At 37.8% G+C, this 14,519-nt stretch carries 15 protein-coding genes; 8 read left to right on the top strand and 7 right to left on the bottom strand.

Annotated features, from left to right (window positions below; translation table 11 throughout):
- The 3 genes from ABI367_RS13930 to ABI367_RS13920 form a co-directional block, all read left to right on the top strand.
- Positions 1–1,121, top strand: a 1,121-nt coding sequence (locus ABI367_RS13930; RefSeq protein ID WP_462227249.1) for a GltB/FmdC/FwdC-like GXGXG domain-containing protein, incomplete at its 5' end; no start/stop codon positions are given.
- 8 nt (positions 1,122–1,129) lie between these two features.
- The gene (locus ABI367_RS13925; RefSeq protein WP_462227248.1) at positions 1,130–2,614 is read left to right on the top strand and encodes a glutamate synthase subunit beta; all 1,485 of its coding nucleotides are present in this window, start codon (positions 1,130–1,132) and stop codon (positions 2,612–2,614) included.
- A gap of 227 nt (positions 2,615–2,841) precedes the next feature.
- Positions 2,842–3,243 (top strand): hypothetical protein, encoded by a 402-nt coding sequence (locus ABI367_RS13920; protein ID WP_462227247.1) that lies wholly within the window; start codon positions 2,842–2,844, stop codon positions 3,241–3,243.
- A gap of 45 nt (positions 3,244–3,288) precedes the next feature.
- Here ABI367_RS13920 and ABI367_RS13915 read toward each other — a convergent pair whose 3' ends face one another.
- Both ABI367_RS13915 and ABI367_RS13910 read right to left on the bottom strand, forming a co-directional pair.
- Positions 3,289–3,825 carry an RNA methyltransferase gene (locus tag ABI367_RS13915; RefSeq protein ID WP_462227246.1) on the bottom strand — a complete coding sequence of 179 codons (537 nt, stop codon included), beginning with the start codon at positions 3,823–3,825 and terminating at the stop codon, positions 3,289–3,291.
- Between the two features lie 5 nt (positions 3,826–3,830).
- Positions 3,831–4,982 carry a galactokinase gene (locus tag ABI367_RS13910; protein WP_462227245.1) on the bottom strand — a complete coding sequence of 384 codons (1,152 nt, stop codon included), beginning with the start codon at positions 4,980–4,982 and terminating at the stop codon, positions 3,831–3,833.
- A gap of 128 nt (positions 4,983–5,110) precedes the next feature.
- Here ABI367_RS13910 and ABI367_RS13905 point away from each other — a divergent pair, with 128 nt between their 5' ends.
- On the top strand, positions 5,111–5,410 hold the full coding sequence (locus ABI367_RS13905) for a YciI family protein (RefSeq protein WP_462227244.1): 300 nt from the start codon (positions 5,111–5,113) through the stop codon (positions 5,408–5,410).
- Here ABI367_RS13905 and ABI367_RS13900 read toward each other — a convergent pair whose 3' ends face one another.
- The 3 genes from ABI367_RS13900 to ABI367_RS13890 form a co-directional block, all read right to left on the bottom strand.
- The gene (locus ABI367_RS13900; RefSeq protein WP_462227243.1) at positions 5,411–6,145 is read right to left on the bottom strand and encodes a hypothetical protein; all 735 of its coding nucleotides are present in this window, start codon (positions 6,143–6,145) and stop codon (positions 5,411–5,413) included.
- 161 nt (positions 6,146–6,306) lie between these two features.
- Positions 6,307–9,027, bottom strand: a complete 2,721-nt coding sequence (locus ABI367_RS13895; RefSeq protein ID WP_462227242.1) for a carboxypeptidase regulatory-like domain-containing protein — start codon at positions 9,025–9,027, stop codon at positions 6,307–6,309.
- Between the two features lie 203 nt (positions 9,028–9,230).
- Entirely contained in the window at positions 9,231–9,437 is a 207-nt protein-coding gene (locus ABI367_RS13890) for a hypothetical protein (protein WP_462227241.1), read from the bottom strand.
- A 310-nt stretch (positions 9,438–9,747) separates the two neighbouring features.
- Between ABI367_RS13890 and ABI367_RS13885 the strand changes: the two genes are divergently transcribed.
- Positions 9,748–9,945, top strand: a complete 198-nt coding sequence (locus tag ABI367_RS13885; RefSeq protein ID WP_462227240.1) for a hypothetical protein — start codon at positions 9,748–9,750, stop codon at positions 9,943–9,945.
- Positions 9,946–9,947: 2 nt separating this feature from the next.
- Here the strand turns inward: ABI367_RS13885 and ABI367_RS13880 are convergent, their stop codons facing one another.
- Positions 9,948–10,277, bottom strand: a complete 330-nt coding sequence (locus tag ABI367_RS13880) for a YbjQ family protein (RefSeq protein WP_462227239.1) — start codon at positions 10,275–10,277, stop codon at positions 9,948–9,950.
- An 11-nt stretch (positions 10,278–10,288) separates the two neighbouring features.
- The gene (locus ABI367_RS13875) at positions 10,289–10,933 is read right to left on the bottom strand and encodes a NanQ anomerase/TabA/YiaL family protein (RefSeq protein ID WP_462227238.1); all 645 of its coding nucleotides are present in this window, start codon (positions 10,931–10,933) and stop codon (positions 10,289–10,291) included.
- Positions 10,934–11,205: 272 nt separating this feature from the next.
- On the opposite strand from ABI367_RS13875, the gene ABI367_RS13870 reads away from it, so the two are divergent.
- The 3 genes from ABI367_RS13870 to ABI367_RS13860 all read left to right on the top strand — a co-directional run bounded on the left by ABI367_RS13870 (position 11,206) and on the right by ABI367_RS13860 (position 14,366).
- Positions 11,206–13,449 carry a glycoside hydrolase family 3 C-terminal domain-containing protein gene (locus tag ABI367_RS13870; protein WP_462227237.1) on the top strand — a complete coding sequence of 748 codons (2,244 nt, stop codon included), beginning with the start codon at positions 11,206–11,208 and terminating at the stop codon, positions 13,447–13,449.
- A 119-nt stretch (positions 13,450–13,568) separates the two neighbouring features.
- Entirely contained in the window at positions 13,569–13,961 is a 393-nt protein-coding gene (locus tag ABI367_RS13865; protein WP_462227236.1) for a DUF1801 domain-containing protein, read from the top strand.
- 3 nt (positions 13,962–13,964) lie between these two features.
- A complete protein-coding gene (locus ABI367_RS13860; protein WP_462227235.1) occupies positions 13,965–14,366 on the top strand; it encodes a DUF5655 domain-containing protein in 402 nt (133 codons plus the stop codon).
- The last annotated feature ends 153 nt before the right edge of the window (positions 14,367–14,519 follow it).

Genomic DNA, 14,519 nt, shown 5'->3' with positions numbered 1-14,519 from the left:
TGATGCGTAAATGCCATTTAAATACCTGCCCGGTAGGCGTTGCTACACAAGATCCGGAATTAAGGAAACTGTTTTCGGGTAAACCCGAGCATATCGTAAACCTGTTCCGTTTTATGACCGAAGAGCTTAGAGAGATAATGGCCGAATTAGGTTTCCGTACCATTAATGAAATGGTTGGCCGTGTTCAATTCTTAAAAGTTAAGGAAAATTTAACAAACTGGAAAGCTAAGAAAGTTGATCTTTCAGGTATACTGCATCCGGTTAATAATGCTAAAGATCTGACGCTATATTGCAGTGAAGCACAAGATCATGGCATGGACGCTATAATTGACTGGAAACTGTGGGAAGATGCTAAACCTGCTTTAGCTGATAAAACACCTGTATTTGGCGCTTATGATGTGAAAAATACCGACCGTACCATAGGTACCTTATTGTCAAATGAGATATCAAAAATATACGGATCAGCCGGATTGCCGGATAATACTATCAATTACAAATTTAAAGGCTCGGCAGGGCAAAGCTTTGGCGCTTTTGCTACTAAAGGTATTTCGTTTGAATTGGAAGGCGAGGGTAATGACTATGTAGGTAAGGGGCTATCAGGTGCGCAATTAGCCATTTATCCGGCCGCTGACGCCACTTTTGTGCCTGAAGACAATATGATCATTGGTAACGTAGCTTTATATGGTGCAACAGCCGGCGAATTATTTATACGAGGTATGGCTGGCGAGCGTTTTGCAGTACGTAACTCGGGTGCTACTACAGTTGTTGAAGGTATAGGCGACCACGGTTGCGAATACATGACCGGCGGACGCGCGCTTATATTGGGTAAAACCGGACGTAATTTTGCCGCTGGCATGAGTGGTGGCATTGCATGGGTGTATAACCCGGATAATACTTTTGCCGAAAATTGTAATATGGAAATGGTTGATCTAGATCCTTTAAGCATAAAAGATGAAGAACAGATAACTAACCTGTTACGCAAACATGTAAGCCTTACAGGCAGCGAGGTTGCCAAAAAACTGTTAAATAACTGGAACAAGGTTTCTGCACAGTTTATTAAAGTATATCCTAAGGAATACAAAAAAGTTATTGAAAAATTAGAATATCAAACTATCAGCTAATAAAATAGATGGGAAAACCAACAGGATTTCAGGAATTTGACAGAGAATTACCTAAAAAACTACCACCTGAAGAGCGTGTAAAGAATTATAATGAATTTGAAAGTTTATATGGCGATGAGGAACTGAACCATCAATCTGCCCGTTGTATGAATTGCGGTATACCTTTTTGCCATTCGGGCTGTCCGCTGGGTAATATTATACCTGAATTTAACGATGCCGTATACAATAAGAAGTGGGAGGATGCCTACCAGATATTAGCATCAACCAATAACTTTCCTGAATTTACCGGCCGTATATGCCCGGCTCCATGCGAGTCGGCTTGTGTATTGGGTATTAACAAACCACCGGTAGCTATTGAAGAGATAGAAAAGCATATTATTGAAATAGCTTATTCAAAAAATTTGGTTCATGCCGTTGCGCCGTTGGTTAAAACAGGTAAAAATGTTGCCGTTGTTGGTTCTGGTCCGGCTGGTTTAGCCGCAGCTGCCCAACTAAGCAAAGCCGGCCACCAGGTAACTGTATATGAGCGCGACGATAAAATTGGCGGCTTATTACGCTATGGAATTCCGGATTTTAAATTAGAGAAATGGGTTATTGACCGCCGTTTAGAGGTAATGGAGAAAGACGGTGTAGTATTTAAAACCAATGTTGAAGTTGGTAAGGATATTGCTGCTGACGAGTTGGTGCGTAATAATGACGCGGTAGTTTTAACAGGTGGCTCAACCATACCACGTAATTTGAATATACCGGGCCGTGAGTTTAAGGGCGTTCATTTTGCTATGGACTTCTTAAAACAACAAAACAAACGCGTCGGTAACTCCAAATTTGAAGTCGAAGATATTTTGGCTACAGGTAAAGATGTGGTGGTTATTGGCGGCGGTGACACCGGATCTGACTGTGTGGGTACTTCAAATCGCCAGGGTGCTAAATCAGTTAAACAATTTGAAGTGATGATGCAGCCACCTTCGCAGCGTACACAACACATGCCTTGGCCTACGTACCCAATGGTGTTAAAAACCACTACTTCGCACGAAGAGGGGGTTGACCGTTTTTGGGGTATTAATACCAAAGAATTTTTAGGCGACGAAAACGGCAATTTAAGGGCTTTAAAGGTAACAGAAGTAAGCTGGGAATTAGATGTTATGGGTAGGCCTATTAAGTTTACTGAGGTGGCGGGTTCTGAACGTGAGATTCCTTGCCAGCGTGTATTTTTGGCTATGGGTTTTTTAAACCCTCAATTTGATGGCATGTTGGATAATTTAGGTGTTGAACTTGATGACCGTAAAAATGTAAAAGCCAAAGAAGGCATTTACCGTACCAATGTAAGCAAAGTATTTGCAGCAGGCGATATGCGTCGCGGCCAGTCGTTAGTGGTTTGGGCTATATCCGAGGGTCGTGAGTGTGCGCGCAAGGTTGACGAGTTTTTAATGGGCTACTCAACTTTAGAAAGCAAAGATTCGGTAAATCAATTTGAACAGGTGTTTAACCACTAATAATCAAATAGTTATAACTAAAAAAGTCGGAGTTATTAACTCCGACTTTTTTGTTTTAAAACTTTTTGAAGTATTACTATAATTTGTATAGTAATACTTCAAAATAATAATAATAATAATTTGTTTAAAAAAAATAGTGTTATTATAGATGAACCGATTAATAATATTATTCCTAATACATTCAAGTTATTATAATGATCAAACATTTAATGATAATATGTTGCTTAATGTTTACTTTATTATCAGCTGCTTTTTCGCAACAAATATTTTCTGAAAACCCCTTTAAAAATGTTAAGTTTTTAAAAGCTCAAACAGATACAGCTACGCTTGTTGCCATATATAACCGTGTTATAGATAGTGTGGATTTAAAAAGTCAATCCCTTGCAACTTCTATAAAAAGACAAACTGGGAAATCAATAAAAGGTCTTAAATATGCAATAGAGCTTACCTTGCCAGGTTATTCAAAATTAATAGCTCCATGTACGGATATTGGTATGTTTAATACATTAAAGGGGATACCGCCAAACACACCTATAAGTATAAAATGCGTAGTGTTCCGTTTTTATTTTTTTGACGGTCTATGCAATTTTTTTTATGTTGATAAGTTACATATAAATAAAAGAGACTGAACTTAGATTTGCAGGTAGTTTAAAAGTGAAGTGTTAACCGATTTGTTATGCTTTAAGATTCAACTTCGCAAAAAAATCCCACAACACAATACCTGCCGATACTACAATATTAAAAGAATGTTTGGTGCCAAACTGAGGTATTTCAATACAGGTGTCAACCTTTTCCATAATCTCATCAGCTACGCCATTTACTTCATTGCCAAAAATCAATGCGTACCTTTCAGTAGCATCTGGGATAAATTGGTTTAGCATAGTGCTGTTTTCTGCCTGCTCAATAGCTATTATATGATACCCTCTGTCTTTTAATTCGGTAAGTGCTTCAAGTGTATTTGTGAAATATTTCCAGTTAACTGATTGTGTGGCACCTAATGCGGTTTTCTCTATCTCACGATGAGGGGGATGAGCCGTAATCCCACATAAATATATCTGTTCAACAGCAAAGCCATCGCCCGTACGAAATATGGAGCCAATATTATGCATGCTGCGAACATTATCCAGCACTACTACCATGGGCAGTTTTTGTTGGGTCTTAAATTCAGTTATAGATACCCGGTTTAACTCGTATAATTTTAACTTACGCATAGTATTCAAATAATACCAACACCATTGCTAATAACAGCATTATACACCGATGGTGCATAGCCTATATGGTTAGTATAATATTCTATAACTCCAGTGCTAAAAGCCTCAAATTTGCCCTTTTTTACCAATGCGATGGCACAGCCGCCAAATCCGGCGCCTGTCATACGCGCACCCGCTACATTTTTATCAGATTCGCAATATTCAACAATACTGTCTAGCTCCTTACCGCTTACCTCATACTTATCCTTTAACGAATAATGCGAAGCATACATTAACTCTCCAAACCGACTGATGTCGCCGCTATTAAGAGCTATGGTGGCTATTTTTACCCGGTCGTTTTCTTCAATTACATGTTGTGCTCTTTTGGCTGCGTTTTCGTCAGTAATTAAATGTTTATAAGCATTAAATTTATTGGTGTCAATGTCGCAAAGATAGTTGATATCCAACTCCTTTTTAAGCATAGTTAATGCATTTTGGCAATCTTGCGCACGATCATTATAACTTGATTCGGCCAGCTTACGTGGTTTGTTAGTATTTATGATAACCAGTTCGTATTCTTTAAGATCGCAGTTTACAGCCTCGTAAGTAAGCTTGTTGCAATCAATAAGCACCGCTTTGCCCTTTTGTCCAAATGCTACTGCAAATTGATCCATTATGCCACTGTTTAAACCTATAAACTCATTCTCAACCCTCTTGCACATTTTAACCAGATCAAGTTTTGAGTAACCGGCATTAAAAATATCATTCAAGGCAAATGCCGTTACAATTTCGATAGAAGCGGAAGATGATAAGCCTGAACCTATCGGAATATCACCATAATAAAGAAAATCTATCCCGCCTATTTGATGGCCGTCTTTTAAAAATAAATTAACAACCCCTAAAGGATAGTTAAACCATTTATTACCTGTTTTTTGATACTGGTCTATTAACGGTGTGTCTAAAGTTTCATCAAAATTTAAACTTCTTAACCTTAAAACATTATCATTATTAAACGAAATTAACAGGTAGGTGCCCATGTTTATGGCACAGGGCATTACCAAACCTCCGTTAAAGTCAATATGTTCGCCAATTAAGTTTACCCGTCCGGGTGAGAAGTAAAATTTCTCAGCAGGTTTATGATATATATTGTTGAATTGCTGTTGAAGTTGCGTTTTCATTATAGATGCGTGTTTGAGGCAAAGATGTAAATATTTGTATAATTACTTATTACTTTGCCTAACTTTAAACTGTTAAATAAATAAACATTATTTGCAATATGCTTGTTTAAAATATTAAATTAAAACCGATGAACCAATACTTAGTTACAGGATACGATTATACTGACGAAGGTGCTCTTGAGCGCCGCATGGCCGTACGCCCGCACCACCTTGATAATGCAAAATTATATAAACAAAAAGGTAATTATATTACCGGAGGTGCCATATTGGATGATAGTGGTAAAATGATAGGATCAGCTATGGTGCTGCAATTTGAAAATGAAGACGAACTGGAAGCCTGGAAAAAAGGCGAACCTTACATCAGCCAAAAAATTTGGGAAACTGTAGATGTTAAACCATTTAAGCTGGCTACAATTTCAACAGAATAATTATTTTTTGCTGATCTCGCCGGTTATTAAATCTATTATATAATCAATACCATTAAGGCTTAACGAAGCAGAAAATGCATTGTTAAAGTTTAACGTGCCATTGTAGGTAAAGGCTGATTTTTTGGTTGACGTCCCGGTTATTATAACTGTTGCTGTACCCCCTGTAATAGTTTGGGTTGCTTTTGATATAGTTAAATTTTTAACAATTAACATTAAACTTACGTTGCCCCTGTTGGTGGTGTCTGACTTGAATTTAAAACTCCCTGAAGCTCTATAGTCGCCATTAAATACGTGTACAGTAGCAGTTGGGGTTAAACCGGCGATTTTATAATTAGTAGTTCCTGAATTAGTAAAAGTTAGTCTGGGCCCATTGAAATTTCCCTTATAACTAAGAGTGTTGGTTAAATTGTCTGGTTGGCTACTGGTATTGCAAGTTAACAGATCAGTATACTTTAATTTATAATAATATGAAGCTAATGCGCCGGGTGAGCTTTTGCGAATAATAGAATCGGTAACTGATTGACCACAGGCGAGATTTTTAGTCATTAATGCTATTTCATTTGCACTAATATCCGTTGATAAAACATTCATGCCATAATTGTTTGCGGCCAACGTATTCCCCACTATTATAGCAGCGTCATCATTTGAAGCAACTACAGACGCAAGCTGCGCTTTTTTACACGATGTGATTGCTGTTATGAAGCCTATTAAAATAAGGAAATTTGCGAATTTCATATTTTTAACTATTAATTTCGGACTTAATTAATCGAAATATAAAACAAATAAATGTAATTTTTACGATAATGTTAAAAAAACTGAAAAAGTTAAATCCGAAATTTTCTTTAAAATTTTATTTTTATTAAAAGTTAATTATTTGTGATTTATGATGCAATAATTTATTGAACCTTATACCTGTAAACGTATCTGCCTATATTACCATCACTATCAATACCTTCAATAATAGCCCGGTACGTGCCCTTGCCGTCGGCGTTAAAAAATTGAAAAGTGGCGGCACCTGTTTTGTCGGTAATTACATTTGGGTTCCATAAAATGGTAGTCCTTAAATCACCCCCAATTGCCGATACTTTTGTTACTTCATATTTAGGCGCATAAAATGCCCTTGATTCTGAGTAGCCACGTGGGAAAATACTAATTTCGTTATTTTTGGGCATCAGCAATGCCATGATCTCCGCTTTACTATATTTTATTTTAGGAATAATTTTTGTGTTTATCACTAAAACGCCATTTGTCCCAGTCATCCTGTTAATATTGCTTAAGCCATCATTAAAAAATACCTCTACACTTTCAACATCACTGGTATTAACCGATTGCAAAGCATTTATATCAACATTTAACCCGTCAAGATAAATTTGCATAGGTCTTTTATCGCCCTGGGTATAACTTCGATTGACGTATATATTATTATTATCAAAAGTTATGCCTGCAGCAGTGGTTTGTAAACACTGGTATAAATAGGGGCATGACGTTAATTGTGCGGCAGTAATAACATGGTCAGCTATGGTGCTTAAACCACTTAGTGCAGGATGATCTATGTGGGTTTGTTTTTTAACAACAGGTGCCGCATTAATCACTACTTCTTTCAATACCCTTGAACCGGCAAAACGTTGCTTTGCGTTATTTAAATATGGATTTAAAGTGCTATCAATATTTACTATCCCATCAGGCGCATTAATATTTGCCGTAACCGGCTGAAATATTTCGCCATCTGGCATTATCATAAAACCATAGCCGCTTGGATTATTTTTTGCACTAATAATAACTTTGGTTGAATCCGGAATTACCAGGTTTGAAAATTTGAATTCGCCGGCAACATTGGCAACAGTATTTAGTGATATTTTACGATCAGGTATTTGTAGCGTAAGGTTGCCTTTTGAAATAGGAAGCCCTGTACTGTTTCTTAATGTACCTGATACGGTTATTCCTGATTCGGGCTGAAATTTGACCTGAGGATAAATATTGGCTAAAATATCTTTGTAATTAAACCTGCGGTAACCCTGTGTAAGCATTAAAACATCAGCATCAGCTATTGTTTTTTCATTAACATTGGTAAAATAATAATTTGGTTTTTCGATGTATCCTTTAATTTCGGAGGTTAAAAGCAAATTGGTTAAAATAGTAGTTTCAGCTATTTCATCATACGGCACCTTGGTTTCATCAACAACAGTTACTGACATATTGGCCTCAACCGGCTTTTGATCTTTGTTTGCAGTAACATTCATTACCACTTTATCACGTGCTGTATAAACCGGCTGGGTTGATTTCATGGTAATGTTTAAAAGATCATTGCGCTGTATTAATACAATACGTTCTGCCAACGCCTCACCTCTGTCAGTAAAAAGTGTAAGTTTTAAAACACCCGAAGGGAATTTGGTTTTAGGTATAGGGGATGAGTAAGCACCAGCGCTAAGTGCAGTTTGTGCTGCAAAACAAATAGTTTCTCCATTTTGTGCAACTATATAAAATAATTTGCCGTTGTTTTTTGCAAGAAATCCACTATTAGCTGATATTTTAACAATCAGGTTGTTGGCATTAGAATTATCAGCGCTTAAGGTAATGCCTTCTTCGCGTGCTTTTGGTAAAGGGTAGGAATTTTGCGATCCATCAGCAAATGTAATATTGGCCTTATAAGTTTTGCCACTTTCGGGTGTGATTGAAAATACACCCATCCCCAAATGCTGTGAGGTTAAATTGGCTACTGTAACTCCTGTATTGTCTGTAACGGTACCCTTAGCCCCAACACCCAAACCATTGGGGCCAACGGCCTTAAAAGCTACTTTTGATGTTATACTATTTATTAAATCGCCACCTTCCGGAAACAGTTGGAAATCAATAGGAGCCACTGCGTGTTTTAAAGAGAATGTACTGCCTATTTTCTTTTCATCGCTTACCTCAATTTCGGTTACTAAAACACTGGTATTTATCTGTTCAGTTTTATTGGTGGTAAAAGTTACGTCTATTATACCATTGGCATTGGTAGTGCCTTTACCTTTGCTTATATTATCATCGTCATTTACTACTTTCCAGGTTACCCTTTTATTGGCAAAGGGCCTGCCTGTAGGGTCCTTATAGCTTATTATTGCCGAAACTTTTGAATTGTTATTTTGTGTAGTACCTGCAATTGAAATAGTAGTGTTTATTGTTTTGTTAAAATCTCCTACAGGAATTGTTTTATTAAAAAAATAGGCCGCGTCAAAATTTCGCATATAATTGGTATAAGCACGTACACGGTAATTACCTTGCTTATAATTAGCATCAGATAAAATAAAATCTCCTAAAGCTATACCACCGGTAACTTGAAATTTTAATGTTTGTACAATTGAATCTTTACTGCTTATTACATCAACATATACAACCTTACTTAAAGCGGATGGCTGATGTGTATCAATAGTTACATAAGTTTTAAACCAAACGGTATCGCCAATGGCATAATAAGGCTTATCAAAATGAAGATAAACTTTTTCAAAAGGGCGTTCATTACTAAGTTTAACTGTTTTTTTTATGATGGTATTTAAGCTAACAGTATCTGTTTGCGCGAAAACCGCGGAACTTAATGCGGCAAGAAACAACAGAGTAAATGATAATTTTTTAAGACTCATGATTGGTTGCAATAACTGGAGTTGTAAATATATTTATTTATCGTATACAATAAGGGAGGGGCCCCCAATTTTAACACTTTTTTACAAAAAAAACGAGTAGTGACTCAAAAAAGCAAAGCAGGAATATTAACTGAGCAGGTATTAAACAAAAGAAGCAGGATAATTTTATCCTGCTTCTTTTGTTGATTGTTGGTTGGTATTATTTACCAGCCAGAACCTTTTTTTGCATTGCCATTTTTTACGTGCTCTTCGGCAGTAGCTTTGCCCATAATTGCGGCCATTTTGTTGCCTTGCGCATCTTTACCTGTTGCAATGTATCTTCCTGATTTGATGTCAATAACAGGATCGATCATTGGTACGTTTTTAGTTTTTGTTTTTACTGAATAAGCAGTAATTCCAGATGTTGCCATGATAAGTTTTTAATTGTTTTTAAAATTAACCCTTAACGGGAGTGATTTGTTTCACAAACATAGTTTATTGTTGCTAACAAGCGAATACTTGTGAAGAAAAATTATCACCAAAAAAGGCCGTTTTTAAGCCAATTTAAGCATATTTGTTAATATGTGGATAACTTATAGCCTAAAATGGTTTATGGAAACTTGCAAAAAATAACTATCAGAGCTATTTGGAATATAATATGATAGTTGAAACAGGTAATTGCACGCTATTATAATATGTATTATTTTTAACGAAGAATACACACACCAGCTAAAAAACAGTATGAGAAAACGCGATTCGAGTATATTATATCTTTTATTAGGCCTATATGCTTTAATGATAAACTGGTATTACAACCACTCTATTATATTGCTTATTCTCTGTTATATTTTTTGGCCGTTATATCTTATATACGCGCTATTAACCGGCAACCTGGCCCATGGTATGTGGAAGCAAATACCGTTGTCATACTTTAAGTAATTTTAAGCTTTTTCAACTACAACAGCTGTGCCGTAAGCAAGTACTTCGGTAATGCCCTGCATAATTTCATTAGCGTCATAGCGCATGTTTATTATTGCATTGGCACCCAGTGCCTGGGCATGCTGAATTAATAAGCGATAAGCTTCTTCTCGTGAGTTTTCGCAAAGCTCAACATAAATAGATAAGCGGCCTCCAAAAAGTGATTGGAAGCCGCCTGCTATATTGCCTAATGCACTTCGGCTACGTACCGTAATACCCCTAACAACACCCAAATGTTTGGTAATGCGATAGCCTTCTAAACTGGTACTGGTTGTTATAAGCGAAGTGTCCATAGTTTTTAGTTTTAATTTACATATTTTACTTTTATAACTACCTTTTTTACTCTATCGGTTGATGCCGGGTCAACCTTTAAATGCGGGCGGTGCGCTTCGCCGGGAAAATAGATAAAGAAATTCTCCGGAGTGGCTATTGAATAATCGTTAAAAGCGTCATATTTATAATAGCCGATGTCCGAGTTATCATTAAAAGGGGTAACAACAGCGTCCTGAACCTTAGCAAAAGGTATACCTGCAATTTTTTCTTTGCCTTCAATAACATAGTGCACATCAATATATTTTTTATGTACTTCCCAGTTTGATTGTGAAAAATCTTTTGGTATATCATTTAAAAATATAGCGTATGCATTCTCACCATTTTCGCCGTCAATATTTACGTGGCCGCCCCGCATATTAGCCAGATCGGGGTTTTGTAAAAACGCGAATACCTTATCCCAAACCGCTTTGTTGGCATTATATTGTTTGGCAAATTCCACACTGTTTACAGATACGTCAACGCTTCTGTTTAAATTTGGGGCATAGGCTTTGCTTTTAACCCACTTGTCGGCGTCTTTTTTGCTCATTGTAGCAGTAGTTTGTGCCATAATTACACTGCTGGCAAATAAAAACGTTACTGCTAAGGCAATGCCCTTGCGGGCTAATAAATGTTTCATAAAAATTTATAGGTTATAATTAAATCTCAATATAGAGAGGTTTTATTGAAAACGAAAAAAATCGTAAAAAAATATAGCTGTGTAACCAAAATAATATTAAAAAAATCAATTGCAGGGGTTTTAATTTATTTATACTTTTAAAAAATTAAACCTATTGAAATTAAAATAACCCCGCCGGGCAAGTGTATATAATACACAATTTTAATTATCTGAAAATCAGTACCAATTAAATACCATATAAACCAATTAAGTTAAACACTAAGCACCATCAAATGAAAAAGTTTTTTAGTAACAAACTCAATCTGTTGTTCTTGCTGGTTTTTGTCATACCTACCGTAGCGTTGGTAAAAAGAGACAAGTACCAATACAAGTTCCAGGATCCAACATTATCTATTGACCAACGGGTGAATGACCTTGTTGCGCAAATGACGCTGGACGAAAAGATTAACCAGATGATAAACCAGGCGCCGGCAATTGAGCGTTTAGGGGTGCCGGCTTATAACTGGTGGAACGAAGCCTTACACGGTGTAGCGCGTGCTCAGGGTTTTAAAACAACCGTATATCCGCAGGCTATAGCCATGTCTGCAACATTTGATAAGGCATCCTTACACCAAATGGCTGATTATACAGCCGAAGAAGGACGTGCCATTAATAACCAAAGCATTCGTGATAAAAAAACAGGCCCGCGGTATGTAAATTTAACTTATTGGACGCCGAATATTAACATATTCCGCGACCCGCGTTGGGGACGTGGACAGGAGACATATGGCGAGGACCCATTTTTAACAGCATCAATGGGATATAGCTTTGTAACCGGTTTACAGGGTAATGATCCTAAATATTTAAAAGCCGCCGCATGTGCCAAGCACTACGCTGTACACAGTGGACCGGAATCAACCCGCCATAAATTTAATACTGATGTAAGCGACTATGACCTTTGGGATACCTATTTACCAGCTTTTAAAAAATTAGTAGTGAACGCTAAGGTAGAGGGTGTAATGTGTGCTTATAACTCATTAAAAGGACAGCCATGCTGCGGTAGCGACTTGTTACTAACCAATATATTGCGTAACCAATGGAAATTTAAAGGTTATGTGACTTCTGATTGCGGTGGTATTGATGATTTTTACAAGAGTGCCGCACACCAGGCTTTTCCTGATGCTGCAAGTTCGGCTGCTGATGCTGTATTGCATGGTACCGATGTGGAATGTATTGTGGGTCCGCTACCTCAAGCTGCTTATAAAGCATTGACCAAGGCAGTTGCTGACGGAAAAATAACTGAAAAGGATATTGATGTTTCAGTAAAAAGGCTATTCACAACGCGTTTCCGCTTAGGCCTGTTTGACCCGCCCGAACTGAATAAGTTTGCCCAAATACCAATGAGCGTTTTGGAGAGCCCTGCCCACCAGGCACATGCTTTAAAAATGGCCCGGCAATCAATAGTATTATTAAAAAATCAGGGTAATTTATTACCATTAAGTAAAAACCTTAAAAAGATAGCTATCATTGGTCCAAATGCTGATAATTTGCGCAGCATACGCGGTAACTATTATGGTACTGCTTCACATTCGGTTACACCGTTAGAGGGAATTAAGGCTAAGTTAGGTCCGGCTACCGAGATTGTTTATCACCAGGGTACTGATTATGTGGTGAACGGCGGCGTTAAGGTTGACCATAGTAAACTGGTTGATAGCGTTAAAGATGCAGATGTTATTTTATTTATTGGTGGTATTACTCCCGACCTTGAAGGTGAGGAGATGAACACCAATAAAGATGGCTTTAGAGGGGGAGACCGTACTTCAATCATGCTGCCTAAGGCCCAAACAGATTTGTTAAAAGATTTGAAAGCTACCGGCAAGCCTATTGTATTTGTGTTGATGACCGGATCGGCAATTGCTATGCCGTGGGAAGCTCAAAACATACCGGCTATTGTAAACGCATGGTACGGTGGCCAGGCAGCGGGCACAGCGCTTGCTGATGTTTTATTTGGCGATTATAACCCGGGTGGCCGTTTACCGGTAACTTTTTATGCGAGCGACAAGGATCTTCCGGCTTCTATAAGTGATTATTCAATGAATAACCGCACCTATCGTTATTTTAAAGGCAAACCATTATATAGCTTTGGTTACGGCTTAAGCTACACCAACTTTAAATATGATGATTTGAAAGTGCCAGCCACTATACAAGGCAGCAAGCCTGTTACTGTTAGCGTTAAAGTTACCAATACCGGCAAAACCGATGGCGAAGAAGTTACTGAGCTTTACCTGTCGCACTTGGGCTTAGCTGTTAAAACGCCAATACGCGCGTTAAAAGGCTTTGAACGTACTTTTATTAAAGCAGGCGAAAGCAAGGTTATCAAATTTCAGTTAACACCTGAGGACCTTGCATTGGTCAACTACGACGGGACCTCGAAAATTTTTAAAGGTAAATTAGCCGTTAGCGTTGGGGGCAGCCAACCTGACTCGCAAAGCACTGCCAGCAAAAAAACAATTACTAAGCAGGTATCGCTGATTTAACAAATATTGGATATCATATATTAAAAGGTCGGAACGAAAAAGTCCGACCTTTTTTTGTAGGGAGATTTTACTGTTTTGGTAAAACTTAATAATTATCAATCATTTCTGTAAATTAGGGTATGGAAATAAAGGAATTTATTAATAGTGCCCCTGTAGAAAGACGGACTATCCTAAGCGCCATCCATGAGGTGATCGTGGCAAACGATCCGACCATACTGCCGGCAATTAAACCTATGATGGGCAAGGAAATGATACTTTATTTAGATCGCGGCTACATGAAATATGGATTGGCCAGCACTCAAAAATATATGTCGCTGCATTGTTTGCCTATGTATATGAACCCGGTACTGTATGAGGAATTTCAAAACCTGTTACCGGATGCTAAGTTTCAAAAAGGCTGTATCAACTTTAATGATGCCGCCACTATGCCTGTAAAGGCATTGGCACAGGTTATTACAACCTGTTCGGCCATTAGTATAGCCGATATGCTCGAAAAACGTAAGAAAAAATGATTTATGAGCTGGACCTGCCCAAAATGTGAGCGGGAATTGCCTAAACCCGGGCAGCGGCATTATTGCGCCCGCGTAGGTCTGGATAGTTTGTTTGCAGGCCGCCCACCCGAATTAGTACTTGTGTTTGATAAAATACTGGCTGAAGTGGCCGATTGGGAAGGTGTATTGGTGGGCATAACTCCAAACTGTATAGTTTTTACCCGCAGGTTCACTTTCCTGGTCATCAGGCCTATGAGAAAGGAACTTGACATTAAATTTTATTCTAAAATAGCACACCCCGAAAAACCCGTGCTTAAAAGTACCGCCTTAGGTACTAAGTTTGAAAACCATATCCGTGTGGCAGTTTTAGATGACCTGCAACCCACGTTGTTTGCTTACCTGCGAGAATCTTACCGGTTATTATAACCGTTTATTTTCTTGATTTTTCACCCCCGATTTCTATGATCTATGCAACTAATTTGCAATAATTTTTTTCGTATTTCCTATTTTGGTTGACGCAAGCAAAAACGCGCAGGATGAGTTTGTTTCTGACTGCGTTGATTACGCTCATTTTGTTCT

The sequence above is a fragment of the Mucilaginibacter sp. genome (assembly GCF_039935595.1).
In the GTDB taxonomy this organism is placed as follows: domain Bacteria; phylum Bacteroidota; class Bacteroidia; order Sphingobacteriales; family Sphingobacteriaceae; genus Mucilaginibacter.
This window is presented reverse-complemented; position numbering and strand designations above follow the sequence as displayed.